The sequence below is a fragment of the Vibrio sp. 2017_1457_13 genome, from assembly GCF_030851525.1.
Taxonomy (GTDB): Bacteria; Pseudomonadota; Gammaproteobacteria; order Enterobacterales; family Vibrionaceae; genus Vibrio; species Vibrio metschnikovii.
This window is the reverse complement of record NZ_VHTA01000014.1, coordinates 26,453-47,802: the sequence shown is the minus strand read 5'-3', so window position 1 is coordinate 47,802 and position 21,350 is coordinate 26,453. Positions and strand designations below refer to the sequence as shown.

Sequence of the window (21,350 nt, the reverse complement as noted above, 5' to 3'; positions counted from 1 at the left end):
GTATTTAAAAATCGTGATCCTCGTGCTTGAAAAAAAATGCCACCCGAATTAAACGAGTAGCATTCTTATATTTACAAAGTCAGTTGGCTTTCTTTGCAACCAATATTCAGTAAATCAATCCACGGACTCGCCAAACGAGGTAATCACTTTTAAGCACTTGTCTTTACTTAAATAGCGTTGGGCACTTGTTTGTACTGACTGAATATCAGCGGCGGCAATATGATCATAAATTTGCTGCACGCGCTGATAATACTCTGGTTGAGTTCGGCCCATTGCCGTAGCCTCTAACCAAAATCCATTGCTATTACTGACATGAGCGATGGATTGTAATAAAGGCTGCTTAGCTCTCGCCAATAAATCAGCGTCTATTCGCTGCCCTGAACCCAGTTGCTCGATGAGAGTGTCAACTTTACCTTCAATAGATAAAACATGCTGTCTATCAACCAGCGCAAATAAGCCGATATAACCTAACTCTGACGGTTCTTTCGCACTAGAATTGAAAGTATAAGGTGAATAACTCATCCCCGTTTGTACTCGTAGCTCTTCAGTGATCAGCAGTTGCAAAACGCGATCTAATAACAAGATTTTCGCCGCTTGCTCAACGGAGTAACTATCAAGATTAGGCCAAATCCAAGCCAGTGCTGTTGAATCAACCGCTCCTTGATGGCTCAACTGGCGGCTCGCTGGTAACTCAGGCAGGCGAGCTACGACTGGACGCTTGGTGATTGGCAACGGATGACGCTCTAAAGCACCCAATGTTTCGGCTACCGCTTGAATCGCCTGAGATTCATCAATATCGCCGACAATCGTGACCTCAAGTAAGCCACGATCGACGGCCGACGCGAGCACGGGGGCGATTTCAGAAAAATCTCGCTTCAATAGCTCTTGATCGCGGCCAAGGGCGTAGTTTATGTCCTCTGGATGTAATAGCTCAGCGAATCGCTGCCAAAATAACGTTTCAGCGTTGGTATGGCGGCTAAATGCATGCTCTCGCACTTGTTGCCGAAACTGGTGTAACGCTTCAGGTCTAAACCCTGGCGCAATCAAAAAAGCGGTATGTAACCCTAGCTGCGCTCTTAATCGCTCGGTTCGCACAGAGACGGCATCATTAAACCCTTGCTCCGATAGTTTCCATCCCACAGCTAAACCTTGCCCTGCTAATATTTGTCCCAGCTCAGCATAACTATGCTCAGCTAATCCTCCAAGAACAAAGCTACGTTGAAATAACGTGGTTAGCCCTTCGCTTTTAGGCAGGGCTACATCACCAAAACCGACTTTGAGCTGCACTATCGCTTGTCCCAATTCAAATTGAGTGGGTCTCAAACTAAGTCGTACGCCATTAGCAAAAACCAGTTGGCGGATTCCTGCCTGTTCATCACGCTGATCGGCAATGACTTTTCCAGGCTTACCGAAATTTGCATAAGCAAACGGAGTCAATTTTTGCTCTTGATGAGCGCTAATCGGCTGCTGCTGGCTTTGCTGATAGACGCTCAGAAGCTCTTTTGCCACCTGTTCTTCTGGTTGAGAGTGAGTCAGATAAATCCATGGTTCCCCTTGCCAACGCTGCTTTAGGGCTTCATGCAGTGCTGATGCAGTCAAACTAGGCTTCAATTGTTGAAACAACGCCCATTCCTGCTTGGGATCTAAAAAATATAAGCCGCGAGCGTTAAAATCGACCAATTGCTCAGCTAAACCAAAGCTATTCACACTTAGTGGTTGAGCTAGAGCATGCTGTATATCTTGTTCGATCAAGTCTAATGCTCGATTAACTTCTTGTTCAGTAAAACCACCCACCAAAGCTTGACGCATGGTCTGCTCTAGCAGGGTAAGGCTTTCTCGCCACTGATGAGGGGCGGAATTAAGTGATAACTCAAAGCGTAAGCCATGTTTAAACTCTTCAAATAAGGCCACATTGACTCGACGCCCCATATCCTCCTCTGGCAGATGGGCGGTTAAGCGGCGATACAACAGATGACGAATTAGCCAGTCGTTAAGCATTCTATGCCGTCTTGCGATACCATCAGCAAGTACATCTTGAGGCTGTAACATACCCAAAGTCACTGTCGTCGGTAAACGTGGGTCAAAAAAACTATCCGCTCTAAGCTCTTGCTGGACTGTCAAGGTTGGCAGTGGATCATCACTGACTAAAACTGCCTGTGGATGTGGTTGCCAGTTGGCAAAACCTTGCTGAATCTGACGCTCTGTGGCGGCAATATCAATATCACCGACAACAATTATGGTCGTGCGCTCTGGTGTATAAAAGCGCTGATAGAGATCACGTAATTGTGCTACTGTCGCTTGACTAACTGCGCTTTCCAAGCCGATTGGCAGACGACTCGCCAATGGGCTATCTGGGTATAAAAATGCCTGCTGATGTTGATAATTATCTAGCTCTATCGATTGTTTTTCGCGTATTTCCGCCATTACGATCGGCTTTTCTTGCGCTAGAGCTTCGGGTGTTAAAGTCAGTTGATCACCAATCTCACGCATTAACATCAGCCCAGTTGTAAGCTTATCTTGAGAGCCTTCAATGATATTAAATTGATACACCGTTTGATGATGTTCAGTAATTGCATTGGTATCCGAACCAAAACTAAGGCCAAGCTTTTCTAACTGAGCAATCATATCCCCTTGTGGAACGGATCGAGAGCCATTAAACGCCATATGCTCTAATAGATGCATCAATCCCTGCTGCTGTTCAGACTCCACCAAGGAACCACCGGCAATTTGCATGCGCATGATAATCGCTTTTTTGGGGTACGGGTGAACCATCAACTGATAAGTTAGGCCATTAGCTAAACGACCTTGATGGATTCGTGGATCAGGGGTTAATTCATTGGCAACCGAGTGTAGAGACATGATGATGTAGCAAGCGCCAAAGAATGGCATTAACCGAGTAAAGAGAGACAAGAGACAACCTCGAATAACATCAGTAAAAAAGAATCGTCATTATTCATGTTTTATCTCGCTTTAGAATGGTTACATACAAATGCATACAAAAACATCAAGCAACTCAACGAGTAAACCGCTGAGGTTTATTCAACAAAGTTGGCATTTTTGCGTTTCAAATCGGATAGTTTCGCCAAATATCGCTACACTTTTATCTGTTTGTGCACCAAGGTGCCATGCCGCTAGTTGATTGGAGTGATAAAATGAATAAACCGCTTTGGCTACTGCTAGGTGTAAGCCTAATCGCTTGGCCTACTTTTGCCGCTCAGTATGTATTTAAAAATGTGCAAGTATTTGATGGACGACAAGCAACGCTCAGCGCAGCAAAAAATGTCTATGTGCAAGATAATTTGATCAGCAAAATCGAAGATTACCAAGCCCTTAACGTCACTGACTCCAACACCATAGTAATTGATGGTCAAGGCAAAACCTTAATGCCGGGATTGATTGACGCTCATACTCATTTAATGCTCGCCGCCCTGCCTCAACAAACCTTAATGCTTGCTGATCAAGGGTTTATTAATATTGTTGCCGCTAAAACCGCTGCCGATATGCTGCAACGGGGTTATACCAGTGTGCGCGATTTGGGCGGCCCCATTTTCGGCTTAAAAATGGCGATCGATAAGCAGATCACCACCGGTCCTCGTATTTGGCCAGCCGGGGCTTTTATCTCTCAAACTGGCGGCCATGGTGATTTTCGGCTGCCCAATGAGTTAATAACCGCTGATAGTAAAAAACACACCATCTCTGTTAGGACAGGCACTTCAGCGATTGCTGATAGTCCAGATGAAGTCCGTCAGCATGTGCGAGAACAGTTAGCCCTCGGGGCATCGCAGATTAAACTCATGGCAGGTGGTGGCGTCTCATCATTTTATGACCCGCTTGATGTGACTCAATACAGCCTGGCAGAAATTCGCGCCGCGACGGAAGCGGCAGAAAATTGGGGCACCTATGTAACCGTGCACGCTTATACTCCTCGCTCGATTAATCAAGCCATTGATGGTGGGGTTAAATCGATTGAACACGGCCAATTAATTGATGAAAAAACCGCAAAACGAATGGCCAAAGAAGGCATTTGGTGGAGCTTACAACCGTTTACTTCTGAGCGAAAATCCAGCTTTGCCGAAGGCTCACCGCAACGTCTGAAACAAAAAATGGTCGAACAAGGCACAGACAGGGCCTATCGTTTAGCGAAAAAACATCAAGTAAAAGTCGCATGGGGAACCGATATTTTGTTCAGTGCGGAAAAACTCAAAGGGCAAACGCAACTGTTGAGTATTATGACTCGCTGGTACACCCCTGCTGAAGTACTGAAAATGGCTACCTACGACAATGCACAGCTACTGATGCTCTCAGGAGAGCGTGCGCCTTATCAAGGTAAGTTAGGGGTTATTGAGGCCGGAGCTTTGGCCGATCTGCTGATCGTCAATGGCAATCCGCTACAAGATTTAACCATTTTAGAAGCAACGGATAACCTACAACTGATCATGAAAGACGGTCTCATTTATAAAAATACGCTCTAATCAATACGTCTGCTGAGGGGATCTTATCCCCTCAATTTTCACTACACCTTAAGTATAAAAACAAAGTAATATCAGCCTCATTCTGCCCTATTGGGCTTTGTTGATGGTTACTTTAAATGGAACGTATTATCGAAAAACTGCTGTACTCTGCTCGCTGGATCATGGCACCTATTTATCTCGGTTTGAGTTTTATCCTCCTCGCCTTAGGGATTAAATTTTTTCAAGAAGTGATTCACCTACTCCCAAATATCTTTGCTATTCAAGAAGCTGACCTGATTCTAATCGCGTTATCATTGATTGATATCACCTTAGTTGGCGGGCTGATTGTGATGGTGATGTTTTCTGGCTATGAGAATTTTGTTTCTAAAATCGACGTTGAGGAACATAACGATAAATTGGGCTGGTTGGGTAAACTCGATGCCGGTTCACTGAAAAATAAAGTTGCTGCTTCGATTGTCGCGATCTCTTCAATTCATTTGCTGAAAGTGTTTATGAACACCGAAAATATCGCCAATGAGAAAATACAATGGTATTTGATGCTGCACATTACCTTTGTCATCTCTGCTTTTATGATGGGTTATTTAGATAAAATCACCAAAAAATAATCCGCCGCTAGAGCCAAACATAAAAAAGCCCTGAACCTATCGGATCAGGGCAAAATCATTCACCAATAGGGGGAAGGTGAACTAACTTAAGTCAACATCTTTGCATCCAAACCAAAGCGTTGCAAAAAAACCAACCACATAAGAAATGAGTAGACCACAGATAAATACCAACATCCCTGGGAAAATACCCTGCGCTGATGTCATTAACGGAATCGCAACAATACCCGATGGCCCAAATACCGTATTAAGTCCGACAGGTAAGCCAAGATAAGAGACTAAACCAATAAAGAAACCACCAGCCGCACCGCCAATACATGCCGTGACAAACGGTTTCACTCTGGGTAGGGTGACGCCATAAATCAGCGGCTCACCAATGCCTAAAATACCCGGAATGATCGCGCCCTTCACTTGGGTGCGCAGCACGGCGTCTTTTTTGGCTTTAAAGTACAGGGCTAGCGACGCGCCAACTTGGCCGCCTCCAGCCATCGCCAAAATAGGAAACAGCGAGTTAAAACCCTGCACATCCATCAAAGCAAAGTAGACCGGAACAAACCCTTGATGAATGCCAAACACCACCGAAATCAAAAATAAACCGGAGAGCAACGCAGCCCCTAGTGGATTATCATTCAGGTTGAGAAACAACCATGACATGCCTTTAAATAACTCACCACCAATCGGCATTATCACCAAAAAAGTCACCGCCCCCATGATCAATAACGTGACGCAAGAGGTTAAGATCATATCTAAATCATCAGGCATGTATTGGCGAACTTTTCTTTCGACCTGAGCACCCAAAATCGCCGCTAACAGTACGCCGATAATATTGCCTCGAGGGTCAATCACAAAACCGAAAAATTCACTCATGCCAGAATAAACGCCCGTTGTCGCATCTGGGTTATAACCCAGCACAAACAAGGAAGCTAAAATAGCGCCATTGACCCCAGAACCGCCAAATGCTTGCTGCGCGTTATACCCAATTAAGATGCTCAGAAAGGCGAATAATCCTTTGCCAAACACCTTCATATAGGCGATCAGATCCAGCGTAAATTGATTTGGCGATTGACCAAGGACTAGCATCTGCTCTAATAAAGTGGCAAAACCAAGTAATAAACCAGCGGCAATAAAGCCCGGAATTAATGGCGTAAAAATGGTCGCAAACTTACTGAGGAAACGCTGCACGGCACTGGTTTGTTTACTCTTCATCTGCTGTTTTTGCGCCGCAGCAATTGTCGATAAATCAGGCGTATCTAACGTTGATGTAGCGGTAAGCCCAAGATTGGCGATCATCTCATTCATCATTTCAGCCGCAGTTTGCGCTTTACCAGGACCGAGAATAATCTGCAGTTGTTGATCGCTTTCTACCACCCCCATAACCCCAGCAATGGCTTTAATCCCAGCTTGATCGGCGAGGAGGTTATCATTCAATGTTAAGCGTAAGCGGGTCATACAGTTACCACACTTACTAATGTTATCACTGCCGCCGACCGCGCGAAGCAGTTGAGCTATCATGCTCGATGTAATTTTAGCCATTTACCTTACCTCAACACGATTGGATTATTGATCGTTCAGTGCCGCACGAATAAAGCCATGATGCTTTGCCAACCGCTCCGCGGCTTGCTGTGCATTCAGATCGGCAAGGATCATCAAAATCGCCGTTTTACAATGTCGTTGACAAGCTTCTAGCGCTTGTTCAGCTTGCTCTGTACTACAGCCCGTTGCTTCACGAACAATGTTCGTTTGACGCTGAATAAGCTTGGCATTAGTGGCTTCAACATCGACCATTAAATTGCCAAAGACCTTACCGCTGCGAATCATCGCTCCTGTGGTTAACATATTGAGGATCAGCTTCTGCGCCGTGCCAGCCTTCATTCTTGAAGAGCCCGTGACAATTTCAGGGCCAACCACGGGCGTAATAGCAATATCCGCGGCTTGTTCCATTAAACAATTAGGGTTGCAGGCCAGAGAAATAACCGTCGCACCAACGGATTTAGCGTAAGCCATGCCGCCCAGTACATACGGCGTTCGGCCACTAGCGGCGATGCCCACTAAAACATCTTGTTTACCAAAGTGAAAACGCTGCAGATCTTGCTCACCAAGTTCTACATTATCTTCTGCATTTTCCACCGCTTTTAAAATCGCTTGATGACCACCAGCAATCAGGCCAATCACCAAGTCGGGTGAGGTACCATAAGTAGGGGGACATTCGCTAGCATCCAGAATACCTAATCGGCCAGAAGTTCCCGCTCCCATGTAGAACAAACGCCCACCAGATTGCAGAGCAAAAGTAATCACATCGACCGCTTGCGCCACTTGAGGCAAGGTTTTTTCAACCGCTAAAGCGACTTTCTTATCCTCTTGATTGATGATTTGTAACATCTCAAACGTGGATAAGGTATCAATCGCCGCGCTCGCTGGATTACGGCTCTCCGTTACCCATTGGGTTAAATCTATTTTCATGCACAAGCCTATATGTCTAATAACAACTGATGGCGATTCTATAGAATAAAAAATTCCAATCGAGTGATAAGGATCACAGCTATGGTTATTCATTAACCAGCTAAAGCATGGAATAATCATCCAAAATAAGGTAAGACAAGCTAAAAGATACGCCAAGTCACTGAATACTATTCATCGTCAAAGCAGATTTAATTCCCAGCAAGGAATAAAAAATTCCAAAAACCGCACCATAAATCGTCTTTTAAATTGCAGATTCGTGGTAAAACCGCTTATAGAATATGGAGAAATCATCATGTCTATAGTTAATCGAATGATCAGTCGACGTACTCAGCTCTCAGCAAATGAGTTAAAAATTGCCGACTGGATCCTTGCTCATCCTCAGCAAGCGGCCTTAATGACCAGTTTACAATTGGCCGATCAAGTGAGTGCCAGCCAATCCAGTATCATTAAGTTTGCTCAAAAAATGGGCTTTAAAGGTTACAGTGCTTTTAAGCTATTGCTGGTAGAAGAACTCAGCCGCAAACAAGCGCTCGAATCAACGCCTGTACAGCACAATATTTTTATTAATGATCCACTGGCGGTGATTGCACAAAAGTTAGTCCAAGCAAAAACGGATGCCATGTTTCATACCACTAACGCGCTCTGTTTTGAACAATTTCACCATGCGGTGAATTGGATTAATCAAGCGCATCGAGTGCAAATCGTCGGCATTGGCGGGTCGGCACTGACCGGGAAGGATTTAGCTTTCAAGCTATTGAAATTAGGCATTACCGCACTCGCTGAGCAAGACAGTCACGTACAAATTGCTACCGCGCGAACGCTCACGCCTCAAGATGTGCAAATCGCGATTTCTTTTTCTGGGGATAGAAAAGAGGTCTTTATTGCCGCCGAAGCGGCCAAGCAACAAGGGGCCAAAGTGATTGCTCTGACCGCACCAAAGAAAAGTAAACTGCGTCAGCTGGCGGATATCGCTTTAGATACCATCGCCGATGAAACGCAACATCGCAGCTCGTCTATCGCCTCTCGTACTGCGCAAAATGTCTTAACCGATTTACTGTTTATCAGTTTGGTTCAGCGGCGAGAAGATTCAGCGCGACAATTGATAGAGACCATTTCGTCGGACATTCGGCAAATTTTATAAGCCGAAGACTCAATCAGCGGCGGATGGGTGACCAGAGAGTAACTGGGCGATAAAGGCTAGCTCTTCTCGACCTTGCTCATCACTCAATGTTTCAAGCCAAATACTGGCGCTGTAATGTTCGGCTTTGAGTAGTAGCTGACAACCTTCAAAATCTATTAGCCAAGTATGCAAATCGGCATCAAGCTGCTTATCGATAAGCGAAGCGGATAACCACTGCAGAAAATGCTCGCCAAGAGCGGGGAAACTATCCATATCCCATTCTGGCGTGCTCAGGATAAGTCGCCCCGGATCGGCGAGATAATCTTGTAAAGCGAACTCAGCCATGACCGGTTAAATGCTCCTGAATGACATCCAAAAATGGATCGGCGTATTTCTCTAGTTTGCGCTGACCAACACCGTTAACAGCCAACATCTCACCATACGAGGTCGGTAAAATATCCGACATATCAATTAGAGTCGCATCACTAAAGACCACATACGGTGGTAAGCCTTCTTCATCGGCCAGCGATTTACGCAGTTTGCGCAATTTCGCAAACAGTTTTTTGTCGTAGTTTTTATTCGACAATTTATCCGATTTCACCGCCCGCGCTGCGGTGTCTAAACGTGGCACGGCTAATTCAACCGCTTTGTCGCCACGCAGAATCGGCCGGGCTTCTTCGGTCAACTGCAAGGTGGAATTGCGAGTAATATTTTGCTGTAGCAAGCCCTTATGAATCAACTGACGGAAAATGCTCACCCAGTAATCATGGCTGTGATCGCGCCCTAAACCATAGGTAGAGAGTTTATCGTGACCATTTTCACGAATCCGGATATTTTGCATCCCACGCAGCACTTCCACCACATAACCAATCCCAAAACTCTGCTGAACACGATAAACACAAGACAGCGCTTTGCGCACTTGCTCCGTGGCATCGAAATGTTTCGGTGGGTCAAGGCAGACATCACAGTTACCGCAAGGCGTATCACGATATTCGCCAAAGTAGTTGAGCAATACTTGTCGGCGGCAGGTTTGCGCCTCAGCAAAATGACTCATCGCCGTCAGTTTATGGCTTTCGACCTGCTTTTGAGGCCCCTCTTCCTTTTCATCTAGCATGCGGCGCAGCCAAACGATATCGGCAGGGTCGTAAAGCATGATCGCTTCAGCAGGCAAACCATCTCGTCCCGCACGTCCGGTTTCTTGATAGTAAGATTCAATATTGCGTGGAATATCAAAATGGACCACAAAACGCACATTGGATTTATTAATCCCCATCCCAAAGGCGACCGTAGCAACAACAATTTGCACGTCATCACGCTGAAACGCCTCTTGAACATAAGCACGCTCATCAACCTCCATCCCAGCATGATAACTGGCCGCTCGAATGCCGTTATTGCACAACTTTTCCGTCAGCATTTCGACTTTTTTACGACTACCACAATAGATGATCCCACATTGGCCGCGTTGCGTTTCTAAATAACGGATCACTTGCGATACGGGTTTGTGCTTTTCGACTAGGGTGTAACGAATATTGGGTCGATCAAAGCTGCCCAAATAAGTGTGCGGGTTAGCCAATTGCAGGCGATGTAAAATATCAATTCGCGTTGCATCATCTGCCGTTGCCGTCAGTGCCATAAAGGGAACGTGAGGGAAAACCTGTTTAAGTTGACCAAGTGAGGCGTACTCTCGGCGAAAATCATGCCCCCACTGAGAAATACAGTGCGCCTCATCCACAGCGATCATCGCTAATGGTAGCTGTTGTAAACGTTCGATAAAATCGGTCATTAACACTCGCTCTGGCGAGACATAGAGCAATTTTATCTGTCCACGATTAATTCGGTTGTAAATCGCAATCAGCGTCTCACGTGAGAGACTAGAGTTGACACACTCCGCGGCAACACCATTAGCTTTGAGCTGATCAACCTGATCTTTCATCAAAGAGATCAGCGGTGAAATCACCACCGTGAGCCCAGGCAAAACTAATGCGGGGATCTGGTAGCAAAGCGATTTACCACCCCCTGTGGGCATAATCACCAAACTGTCTTGTCCAGCGATCGCCGCCTCTATCACCTCTTGCTGTCCAACCCGAAACGTCTGATAGCCAAACACCTCACGTAACACGTGCTGCGGCGATAAGTTAAGTTCCGGTTGTTCAACGAGTACAGTGGCGGTCATGCAAGTTCTCAATCATGAGTGGGGATACTGATACTTCAAGCATCAGAACAGTCGGTTATTGTAGTGCCGTTTGCCGGTGAATTAAACCGCAAAGTAGTCGATGAATTCGATTTACAGGTTATACTCTCAGCGGTTAACCTTTAGTTACGTTTTTACGTATTAGTTAACACGCCCTGACCAGCATTTCTCCTCTTTATCCCTTGCGACTGCAGAGAATTCGACATCATGACATTAGAACAACAACAAGAAGCTAAAAAAGGCATTTTTTTAGCGATCAGTGCTTACACCATGTGGGGCGTAGCACCGATTTATTTTAAATTACTGGGCCACGTTTCTCCGCTAGAAATTCTCAGTCATCGGATTATTTGGTCTTTCTTCTTACTAGCAGGCTTACTTCACTTCAGTCACCAGTGGCGTCATGTAGTGGACATTTTCCAATCCAAAATCAAGCTCGGTTATTTATTAATCACCGCCCTCCTGATTGGTGGTAACTGGTTGATTTTTATTTGGGCGATTAATGCTAACCATATGCTTGATGCCAGTCTTGGCTATTACATCAACCCAATCCTGAATGTCTTTCTTGGCATGCTATTTTTAGGTGAGCGACTACGCAAATTACAATGGTTTGCCGTGCTACTGGCGATGATTGGCGTTGCCATTCAGTTGGTGGTATTTGGATCGCTGCCAGTGGTAGCGCTAGTGCTCGCCACTACATTTGGTTTATACGGTTTGCTACGCAAAAAAGTCGGCGTGGGGGCGCAAAGTGGCCTATTTATCGAAACCTTATTTTTACTGCCTGTCGCCGCGTTATATCTGTTTATGCTGGCCGATACGCCAACCAGCCATCTATCGAACAATGACTGGTCATTGAATCTACTGCTGATCAGCGCAGGTATCATCACCACTTTACCTTTGCTCTGTTTCACTGGTGCGGCAACACGCCTTAAGTTATCGACGCTCGGTTTCTTCCAATACATCGGCCCCAGCTTGATGTTTTTGTTAGCCGTATTGGTGTATGGCGAAGCATTCAGCGCCGATAAAGCGATCACTTTCGTCTTTATTTGGGGCGCATTAATCGCCTTTAGTTATGATGGTTTAACTTATAAACGTCATACCACACGTATTGTTACCGAGTAAAATAATCATCTAAATTGAGCCAATAACCATGAATGAAATCAGCTTATTAATCACCTTAGCCAGTGTCCATTTCATTGCTTTGATGAGTCCGGGACCAGATATGGCGCTGGTGATTCAAAACGCCACTCGCTATGGTCGCCACACTGGGCTTTATATTGCCCTCGGGCTCTCCTGCGGTATCTTGCTTCACTCGTTATTAAGCTTAACGGGAGTCAGCTATCTTGTTCATCAACAGCCCTTGCTGTTTGCACTTGTCCAAGTCGCTGGTGGCAGTTACTTACTCTATTTGGGCAGTAATGCATTACGCCATACCATGCAACACTGGAAAACAGACAGTGGGGTTATCTCCCAGCGCACAGAATTGCTACTGAATAATAAGCGACAAGCATTTTCTCGTGGCTTAATTACCAATCTGTTTAATCCTAAGGCCTTGGTTTTTTTCATCAGTTTGATGTCAACGTTAGTGCCAGCCAGTATGTCACTACAAGGTAAAGGGATGGCGTTACTGATTCTATGGGCTATCTCACTGCTGTGGTTTGCCGCACTAGCGTGGATGCTATCAACCGAGCGCTTGCAGCGTAAATTGCAACGAGCAAGCCGCTATATTGATTTATTATGTGGGATTATTTTCAGCCTAATTGGCTTAATGATTCTCTCTCAAGCGCTGATCGGCTTGTTTTATCAATCCTAATCGATCTTCGAGCTCAGCGAACAAAGAGGAAGATTGGCTTGCCCTTTTGTAAGCGATCTCGCACAAATAAGTAAGCCAACATCGTTTTATCTCTAGAGTAACGCCACTAAAAAAACCATAACTAGCTGAATTTAAAAACTTTAAAACAAAATCTATAGCATGGGATTTATTGTGCATTTATTTTTAGTCTCTTGTTGAAGCCGTTTAAAAGCGTAATATGGGTGGTGTCGGAAGGATGCTGACACGGAACAGAAATTACTACGGACAGTAAACGTCAGGATGACGAGTGATGGTTAAGGATTAATCATCAGCAAGGACTGCACAGGGACATTGAAAGGATGCACTCGTTACTAGGATGGTAACGACAACGGAATGACAATGGACTCCTCTGGATGAGGCAAGGATTAAACATCAGGATGATGTCAAGGACACTGCTCAGGGAACAAGTAAGCGAACTAACAGGATGGTTAGTCGATCAGGATGATAAAGGACACCGCTAGGAAGGCGATGGACGGATTACGCTAAAGGATATGGCATACTATCAAGGAATTGATGCAGGGAGCACCGATTGAGTAGCTGGATTGCTGCAAGTAAGACCCTAACTCCGCAGGCTTTGCCCGCGGGGTTTTCTTTTATCGGTAATCAGCGTTACCCACTTGTTTGGTAACGCTGAAAAACGTTAGGCTTTTTCTAGTCGAGCATAAGCGGTGACCAGCCATTTAATGCCTTCACCATTAAACGCAACTTGCACTCTGCTCTGTGGGCCACTGCCTTCAAAGTTGATGATCGTACCTTCACCGAATTTCGGATGCCGCACTCGCGCCCCTAAACTAAAGCCCGTTTCATTAAAATTCTCTTTCACCGCGCTAGTGCTAAACCGGCCACTGCTAGTGGGTCTGCTGACTTGCGCTTTCATACGCACTTCATCTAAACACTGCTCAGGTAGTTCGCGAATAAAACGTGATGGCTTGTGGTACTTATCTTGGCCATACAAACGGCGAATTTCTGCATGGGTGATGTATAACTTTTGCATCGCTCGCGTCATGCCGACATAACACAGACGGCGCTCTTCTTCTAAACGCCCCGCTTCTTCAGCGGACATTTGGCTCGGGAACATACCTTCTTCGACGCCAACCATAAACACCAAAGGAAATTCGAGTCCTTTCGCGCTGTGTAATGTCATCAATTGCACCGCATCATCAAACTCATCCGCTTGCCCTTCTCCAGCTTCCAGTGCCGCATGGGTTAAAAATGCGGTTAGCATGCTCATCTCATCGGCTTCTTCCGGTTTTTCAAACTGACGTGTGGCGGTGACCAATTCCTCCAAGTTTTCGATTCGCGCCTTAGATTTTTCGCCTTTCTCTTGTTCATACATGGCGTATAAACCTGACGTTTTGATCACGTGGTCCGTTTGTACGTAAAGAGGCATCTCAGCGCTATCATCTTCCAAGGCATTAATCAGCTCAACAAAGCGGCTCAAAGCTCCCGCAGCGCGCCCGGTTAGCACTTGCTCATTCAATAACGCGATACTGGCATCCCACAAAGTACAGCCGCGATCACGGGCGGCAAAACGAATGGTTTCCAGCGTTTTATCACCCAGACCTCGCACCGGAGTATTGATCACTCGTTCAAAAGCCGAATCATCATGACGATTCGCGATTAAACGTAAATAGCTCAGCGAATCTTTGATCTCTTGGCGTTCAAAAAAGCGCATCCCGCCATAGATGCGATAAGGTAGACCAGCTTGAATTAACGCTTCTTCCAATACCCGTGACTGAGCGTTATTGCGATAAAGCATCGCACAATCATTGAGTAAACCGCCGTTATCTCGCCACTCTTTAATTTTGGTCACCGTAAAGCGGGCTTCATCCAAATCGTTATAAGCAGAGTACACCGAGATCCGTTCACCTTCATTGCCATCGGTCCATAGCTCTTTCCCCATCCGCTCGGTGTTATTGGCAATTAAGGCATTCGAGGCTTGTAAAATGGTTTTGGTTGAACGGTAGTTTTGCTCAAGACGAATGGTGTTAACACTCGGAAATTCCAAGGTGAATTTTTCAATATTGGCGATATTCGCTCCGCGCCAGCCATAAATCGATTGATCGTCATCACCCACAATCATCACATGGCATTCAGGCCCAGCTAACATGCGTAGCCAAGCGTACTGAATATTATTGGTATCTTGAAATTCGTCGACCAGAATATGTTTGAAACGCGCTTGATAGTGTTCGCGAATGTGCTGTTTATCACGCAAAAGCTCGTGAGTACGCAATAAAATTTCGGCAAAATCGACCAACCCCGCTCGGTCGCACGCTTCTTGATAAGCGCTGTACAACTGCAGATAGGTTTGCGTCACCGGATCGCGGTAAACATCAATATGCCGCGGACGTAATCCTTCGTCTTTTTTGCCATTGATCCACCAACAAACCTGTTTAGCGGGCCACTGTTTCTCATCAAGATTTTGCGCTTTGATTAAACGGCGTAATAAACGCAGTTGATCTTCAGAATCTAAGATTTGAAAATCTTCCGGCAAATTGGCATCTAAATAGTGAGCACGTAAGATACGGTGACAAATGCCATGGAAAGTACCATTCCACATACCCGATGCGCTGCCTTGCATTAGCTCTTCAATTCGTCCACGCATTTCTGCAGCGGCTTTATTGGTAAACGTCACCGACATGACCGAAAATGGCGACGCTTGTTCAACCGAGATTAGCCAAGCAATACGATGTACTAGTACCCGTGTTTTGCCACTGCCCGCTCCTGCCAACACTAATAGATTTTCTAAAGGGGCGGCAACGGCTTCGCGCTGTTTATCGTTGAGACCATCGAGCAAAAGAGAGGGATCCATCATGGCTAATCTACTGTTTATTTATACATAATTTGTACGATTATACTCTTAAACGATGGGATAACCAAATGACGTCATAAGTCTCCGTTTCATCGTGATCGTCGAGTGATGGAATAGAAAAGGGCTGCATGTGCAGCCCTTCTAAGTGATGTTTGCTTGACGTGTATTTAAGCGGGGATCCCAGCATGGCGCAGCATGGCGTCAATTTGTGGTTCACGACCACGAAAACGCTTGAATAGCTCCATAGGCTCTTCACTGCCGCCCATTTCAAGAATGTTTTCTAGGAAGCTTTGTCCGGTTTGAGTATTAAAAATACCCTCTTCTTCAAAGCGTGAAAACGCATCGGCAGACAACACCTCAGCCCATAAGTAGCTGTAGTAACCGGCGCTATAACCACCAGCAAAAATATGGCTAAAGCTGTGAGAGAAACGGTTCCACTCTAAGCTTGGTAATACTGAGATCTTTTTCTTCACCTCAGCTAAGGTTTCTAGCACTTTTGGCCCTACTTCTGGGTCGTAGGTGGTATGAAGCGTAAAGTCGAACAGACCGAATTCCAATTGACGCAGAATAAACATCGCCGATTGGAAGTTCTTCGCAGCGAGCATTTTATCCAGCATGGCTTTTGGCAGCGGTTCACCGGTTTGGTAATGACCTGAAATAAAGGTCAATGCCTCTTCTTCCCAGCACCAGTTTTCTAAAAATTGACTCGGTAACTCAACCGCATCCCAAGGCACACCATTGATGCCAGACACTGAACCCACTTCAACTTGAGTCAGCATATGATGAATACCGTGACCAAATTCGTGGAATAAAGTCACCACTTCGTCATGAGTAAATAAGGCTGGTTTATCGCCGACTGGACGGTTGAAATTACAGGTTAAATAAGCCACTGGCGTTTGCAATTCACCATTTTGCGTCACACGACGGCCACGGCAATCGTCCATCCAAGCACCGCCCCGTTTATGCTCACGAGCGTACAGATCAAGATAGAAGCTACCACGTAAGGTATGGTTGGAATCAAAAATATCAAAGAAACGTACCGAAGGATGCCAAGTATCCACCCCTGCACGCTCTTTAACCGACATACCGAACACACGGTGAAGCACTTCAAATAAGCCTTTGACTACCGTTGTTTCAGGGAAATAAGGACGCAATTCTTCATCGGAAATGTTAAACAAGTGCTGTTTTTGCTTCTCACTGTAGTATGCCACATCCCATAATTGCAGCTCAGACACGCCATATTCTTGCTCAGCAAATTGGCGTAAGGCTTCTACTTCACGCTCGCCTTGAGGCTTGGCTTTCGCCGCCAAATCATTCAGGAAGCCCAACACTTGATCTGGGGTTTCCGCCATTTTGGTCGCTAATGATTTTTCACTGTAAGAGTTAAACCCTAACATCCGAGCAATTTCATGGCGTAGCTTGAGTTTCTCAGCGATGATTTCGCTGTTGTCCCATTGACCAGCGTTAGGGCCGCGATCCGATGCTCGCGTCACGTACGCTTCGTACAACTCTTGACGCAGAGCTTGGTTATCACAATAGGTCATCACGGGTAGATAAGAAGGCATCTCTAGAGTCAATAAATACCCTTCTAACCCTTTCGCTTCTGCGGCCGCTTTCGCTGCAGCAAGGGCTGATTCTGGCATACCTGCTAACTGCTCAACATCGGAGATCTGTTTACTCCAGCCCATGGTGGCGTCAAGGACATTATTAGAAAACTTTGAACCTAACTCGGACATGCGCTTACTGATCTCACCATAGCGTTTCTGCTCCGCAGCAGGTAAGCCAATCCCTGAAAGCTCAAAATCACGCAGGCCATCGTCGATGGTTTTTTGCTGAGCTCGAGTTAAGGTTGCAAACTCTGGACTGGCTTTAATGGCTTTATAGGCGTCAAACAGCCCTTTGTGTTGTCCAACCCAAGTGCTGTACTCAGACAGCAGAGGCAGACAGCTTTCATAAGCGTCACGTAGCTCATCACTATTAACAACGGAATTCATGTGACTAACAGGCGACCACACTCGGCTTAAGCGATCATCGACTTCTTCAATCGGCGCAATCACACTCGCCCATGAAGGTTGAGTGTTACCCTCAAGAACTTGATTAATTTTAGTGCGGCAAGCTTCAATCACCTGTTCAACCGCAGGTTTTACATGCTCAGGTTTAATAGCAGAAAACGGCGGTAAGTCCGTGAACGTGAGAAGAGGGTTTGACATATAACATTCCTTTTGAGTTAAGACGTGTCGCTCTCCTTCCTATTTGGATTAGCAAAGTAAGAAGGTTCTTGTTATGAGAAAGTAAATCGGGGTGGTGAAGCGAAATTTCAATAGCGACTTAAGTATTATGACTTAAAATCACCACAAGATTGACGATCTTAAGCTAACTTTCACCCCACTGTCCCAAACGACTTGGAGTTACAAGTAAGCGGCAAGTGAATCAATCCCCATGAGCATAGACAAACGATATGACTGAGGTGAATGAACGTCGCCAACACCGCAGCAGCTTCAATTACTAAGGGGATATCATCAACCCACCTCGCTCAGACTGACGTATCACCAATCTGCACCTGAAACGCTTTTGAGTATATAATCAGGCGATATTATTTGATTCACTAGCCACACTCGCTCAGGGTGTTTTGAGAGCTCATTTTGCTAAGTTATCGTCACAGTTTTCATGCTGGCAACCACGCTGATGTATTAAAGCATATCGTACAAAGTCTTATTCTCAATGCGTTACAGCAAAAAGAGACGCCATTTGTTTATCACGATACTCATTCTGGCGTTGGGCGCTACGATTTAACCCACGAGTGGTCAGAAAAAACCGGAGAATACAAACAAGGGATTGGCCGATTATGGCAGCAGGCAGACACGCCCGCTGAAATAGACAGTTATCTGGATGCGGTTAAAGCACTCAACCAAGGCGAGGAGCTACGCTATTACCCAGGTTCACCACGCATCGCTCGTGCTCATCTTCGTGCCCAAGACCGCATGGTACTCAGCGAGCTGCATCCCAGTGATTACCCATTACTGGAGCAAGAATTTGCTCGTGATCGCCAAGTGGCGATTTACAAACAAGACGGCTTTGCACGCTTAAAAGCCAGCTTACCGCCAAAAGAACGCCGCGGTTTGGTGCTGATTGATCCGCCTTATGAGCTGGCCAAAGAGTATCGCGATGTGGTGCAAGCCATCGCGCAAAGCCATAAACGTTGGTCAACGGGCATTTATGCGATTTGGTATCCCGTGGTTAACCGCTGCGATATTGAGGATATGTTAGATGGGCTAGCTAACCTTGGCATTCGTAAAATATTACAAATTGAGCTTGGTGTAGCACCCGATACCAACCAACGCGGTATGACCGCGTCAGGGATGATTGTAATTAACCCGCCGTGGAAACTGGAGAGTGAAATGCAAACCATTCTACCGTTTCTCAAGCAAGCCATCGCTCCGGCAACGGGTCATTTTAAAGTCGAATGGGTTGTTCCAGAATAAACTGACCCAATCTACTTAATAACGCACTGAAAAGAATAACGGAGAAAGGAATGACAACACATTTTGATTATATCTGTATTGGCGGCGGCAGCGGTGGCATCGCCTCGGCGAACCGTGCGGCAATGTATGGCGCAAAAGTCGCGTTGATTGAAGCGAAAGATCTCGGTGGCACTTGTGTGAATGTCGGTTGTGTGCCGAAAAAAGTCATGTGGCATGGCGCTCAAATTGCCGAAGCAATGCAGCTTTACGCGAAAGACTACGGTTTTGATGTCAAGGTTAATAGTCTAGATTGGTCAAAACTGATTGAAAGCCGCCAAGCCTATATTGGTCGCATTCATCAATCTTACGATCGCGTGCTCGGTAATAACAAAGTGGATGTTATTCGTGGTTTTGCCCGTTTTATTGATGCCAAAACCATCGAAGTCGAAGGTCAGCACTATACTGCCGATCATATTTTGATTGCCGTGGGTGGCCGACCAACCATTCCAAACATTCCTGGCGCAGAATACGGTATTGATTCCAACGGTTTCTTTGAGTTAACCGAGCAACCGAAACGCGTAGCCGTGGTCGGTGCTGGTTATATCGCGGTTGAGATAGCTGGGGTACTGCATGCCCTTGGCACAGAGACCCACTTGTTTGTACGTAAAGAATCGCCACTGCGCAGCTTTGATCCGATGATCATCGATACCTTAACCGAAGTAATGAAAACGGAAGGGCCAACGCTGCACACCCATAGCGTGCCAAAACAAGTAATTAAAGAGGCCGATGGCAGCCTGACACTGCATCTTGAAAATGGCCAAAGCTGCAATGTCGACACCCTGATCTGGGCGATTGGCCGTCATCCCGCGACTGATGCGATTAATCTTGCTGCCACTGGCGTAGCGACTAATGAGCAAGGCTACATTAAAGTCGATCAATACCAAAATACCAATGTTGAAGGCATTTACTGTGTCGGCGATATTATGGAAGGCGGTATTGAGTTGACCCCCGTGGCCGTCAAAGCGGGTCGTCAGTTGTCTGAGCGTTTGTTCAACAACAAACCTGAAGCGAAAATGGATTATGACTTAGTGCCTACCGTGGTCTTTAGTCACCCACCGATTGGCACCATTGGCTTAACCGAACCTGATGCGATCGCTAAGTATGGCGCCGATCAGGTCAAAGTCTATACATCGAGCTTTACTGCTATGTATACCGCAGTCACCTCTCATCGCCAGCCATGCAAAATGAAATTAGTCTGCGCGGGCCCAGAAGAAACCGTGGTCGGTTTACATGGTATTGGCTTTACGGTGGATGAAATGATTCAAGGTTTTGCGGTTGCAATGAAGATGGGCGCGACCAAAGCTGACTTTGATTCGGTAGTGGCTATTCACCCAACGGGCAGTGAAGAATTTGTTACTATGCGGTAACGTCTCCTCCTAATAAAACTGCGAGCTGACATTTTGGCTCGCAGTTTTTGTTTATACGCTTATCTTAACGTAATCACTCTTGTTGAATCGGCGCCTCTAAACCGTAAGACTCAAATATCCGCGTAATTTCCCCAGAACGGCGCATTTCAGTCAATGCCGCCTCTAATTGATTAATGTATTGATAGTTTGCTGAGCGTTTAGGCACACTAAAAAAGCGTCCATTGAGCGAAACATCCGTATAACTAATTTTTCTCAGTTCGGGATCACTTTCAAATACGTCAAGTCCATGCTGCTCCGAAGTGATAGCCAAATCAAATCGTCCCGCCTTGAGCATATTAATAATTTGATCGCCACTAGTGACAAAAATAGTCCGTAGCCGATCGGTATTTTGATTAAATTGCGAACTATAAAAACTGCCATTTAATGCACCAACCACATACCCTTTACTGACGATTTCATCAAAATCTTTAGCATCGATATCAGAGTTTTTACGGGTAAAGTAAAAGACCTCTCTTTGACCATAACCCATGAGTAGTGGATGTAAATAGACCTCACGCTCCTCATCCATAGAGTGTAAGGGGATTAAGTCAACACCGCCTTGTGGTGCAACACCAATGGTTCTCGCCCAAGGCACTTGCGTCCACTGAACTTGATGGCCTAATTTACCAATGACTTGAGTGATCACATCCCCACCCGGCCCTTTACACTGACCATTTTCAAAATAAAGATAGGGGATTCGGTCTCGACAATGGCCTTGCCACGTCACATTAGCCCACAGTGGTGCAGAAAAAAACAAACTTAACCAGCTGATAATTAATAATTTAATACCTTTACCCATGCTAACGCCTCCAGTTAGTAATAGCGCATGCCCCATAACAGAGCGGCTACCAATGAGCAAAGTATAGACAGTGATTACGGCTATTGCTGAATGGAATGACGCCGATAAGGGCACTCTT

Annotated in this window: 15 protein-coding genes; 7 read left to right on the top strand and 8 right to left on the bottom strand. The window is 45.8% G+C overall.

What is annotated here, in order from left to right:
- Nucleotides 1-114 precede the first annotated feature (114 nt).
- On the bottom strand, nucleotides 115-2,910 hold the full coding sequence (locus FKN88_RS16380; RefSeq protein WP_306687687.1) for a pitrilysin family protein: 2,796 nt from the start codon (nucleotides 2,908-2,910) through the stop codon (nucleotides 115-117).
- 242 nt (nucleotides 2,911-3,152) lie between these two features.
- Between FKN88_RS16380 and FKN88_RS16375 the strand changes: the two genes are divergently transcribed.
- The gene (locus FKN88_RS16375; protein WP_306687686.1) at nucleotides 3,153-4,472 is read left to right on the top strand and encodes an amidohydrolase family protein; all 1,320 of its coding nucleotides are present in this window, start codon (nucleotides 3,153-3,155) and stop codon (nucleotides 4,470-4,472) included.
- A 116-nt stretch (nucleotides 4,473-4,588) separates the two neighbouring features.
- The gene (locus FKN88_RS16370) at nucleotides 4,589-5,077 is read left to right on the top strand and encodes a TIGR00645 family protein (RefSeq protein ID WP_004397492.1); all 489 of its coding nucleotides are present in this window, start codon (nucleotides 4,589-4,591) and stop codon (nucleotides 5,075-5,077) included.
- 81 nt (nucleotides 5,078-5,158) lie between these two features.
- Here the strand turns inward: FKN88_RS16370 and murP are convergent, their stop codons facing one another.
- Together murP and murQ are read right to left on the bottom strand one after the other, a co-directional pair.
- Nucleotides 5,159-6,607, bottom strand: coding sequence for a PTS N-acetylmuramic acid transporter subunit IIBC (gene murP / locus FKN88_RS16365; RefSeq protein ID WP_306687685.1), 1,449 nt, complete (start codon nucleotides 6,605-6,607; stop codon nucleotides 5,159-5,161).
- A 24-nt stretch (nucleotides 6,608-6,631) separates the two neighbouring features.
- The gene (gene murQ / locus FKN88_RS16360) at nucleotides 6,632-7,534 is read right to left on the bottom strand and encodes an N-acetylmuramic acid 6-phosphate etherase (protein WP_158137587.1); all 903 of its coding nucleotides are present in this window, start codon (nucleotides 7,532-7,534) and stop codon (nucleotides 6,632-6,634) included.
- A gap of 292 nt (nucleotides 7,535-7,826) precedes the next feature.
- On the opposite strand from murQ, the gene FKN88_RS16355 reads away from it, so the two are divergent.
- Complete coding sequence (locus FKN88_RS16355; protein ID WP_154169571.1) at nucleotides 7,827-8,675, top strand: MurR/RpiR family transcriptional regulator; 849 nt, start codon at nucleotides 7,827-7,829, stop codon at nucleotides 8,673-8,675.
- 9 nt (nucleotides 8,676-8,684) lie between these two features.
- Here the strand turns inward: FKN88_RS16355 and FKN88_RS16350 are convergent, their stop codons facing one another.
- Together FKN88_RS16350 and recQ are read right to left on the bottom strand one after the other, a co-directional pair.
- A complete protein-coding gene (locus tag FKN88_RS16350; RefSeq protein WP_154169573.1) occupies nucleotides 8,685-8,999 on the bottom strand; it encodes a DUF3630 family protein in 315 nt (104 codons plus the stop codon).
- Nucleotides 8,992-10,827, bottom strand: coding sequence for an ATP-dependent DNA helicase RecQ (gene recQ, locus FKN88_RS16345; protein WP_306687684.1), 1,836 nt, complete (start codon nucleotides 10,825-10,827; stop codon nucleotides 8,992-8,994). The genes FKN88_RS16350 and recQ overlap by 8 nt, the downstream gene beginning before the upstream one ends.
- 225 nt (nucleotides 10,828-11,052) lie before the next feature.
- Here recQ and rarD point away from each other — a divergent pair, with 225 nt between their 5' ends.
- Nucleotides 11,053-11,964: an EamA family transporter RarD gene (gene rarD / locus FKN88_RS16340; RefSeq protein ID WP_154169577.1), complete on the top strand. Its 912-nt coding sequence runs from the start codon at nucleotides 11,053-11,055 to the stop codon at nucleotides 11,962-11,964.
- A 28-nt stretch (nucleotides 11,965-11,992) separates the two neighbouring features.
- On the top strand, nucleotides 11,993-12,655 hold the full coding sequence (locus FKN88_RS16335) for a LysE family translocator (RefSeq protein WP_158137585.1): 663 nt from the start codon (nucleotides 11,993-11,995) through the stop codon (nucleotides 12,653-12,655).
- Nucleotides 12,656-13,334: 679 nt separating this feature from the next.
- Here FKN88_RS16335 and uvrD read toward each other — a convergent pair.
- Together uvrD and prlC are read right to left on the bottom strand one after the other, a co-directional pair.
- Complete coding sequence (gene uvrD / locus FKN88_RS16330; RefSeq protein ID WP_154169582.1) at nucleotides 13,335-15,509, bottom strand: DNA helicase II; 2,175 nt, start codon at nucleotides 15,507-15,509, stop codon at nucleotides 13,335-13,337.
- Nucleotides 15,510-15,673: 164 nt separating this feature from the next.
- Complete coding sequence (gene prlC, locus FKN88_RS16325; RefSeq protein WP_154169584.1) at nucleotides 15,674-17,716, bottom strand: oligopeptidase A; 2,043 nt, start codon at nucleotides 17,714-17,716, stop codon at nucleotides 15,674-15,676.
- 432 nt (nucleotides 17,717-18,148) lie between these two features.
- On the opposite strand from prlC, the gene FKN88_RS16320 reads away from it, so the two are divergent.
- Nucleotides 18,149-18,988: a 23S rRNA (adenine(2030)-N(6))-methyltransferase RlmJ gene (locus FKN88_RS16320; protein ID WP_158137582.1), complete on the top strand. Its 840-nt coding sequence runs from the start codon at nucleotides 18,149-18,151 to the stop codon at nucleotides 18,986-18,988.
- A 50-nt stretch (nucleotides 18,989-19,038) separates the two neighbouring features.
- Nucleotides 19,039-20,394 carry a glutathione-disulfide reductase gene (gorA, locus tag FKN88_RS16315; RefSeq protein ID WP_158137581.1) on the top strand — a complete coding sequence of 452 codons (1,356 nt, stop codon included), beginning with the start codon at nucleotides 19,039-19,041 and terminating at the stop codon, nucleotides 20,392-20,394.
- Between the two features lie 73 nt (nucleotides 20,395-20,467).
- Here the strand turns inward: gorA and FKN88_RS16310 are convergent, their stop codons facing one another.
- Complete coding sequence (locus tag FKN88_RS16310) at nucleotides 20,468-21,232, bottom strand: ABC transporter substrate-binding protein (protein WP_154169611.1); 765 nt, start codon at nucleotides 21,230-21,232, stop codon at nucleotides 20,468-20,470.
- Between the last annotated feature and the right edge of the window lie 118 nt (nucleotides 21,233-21,350).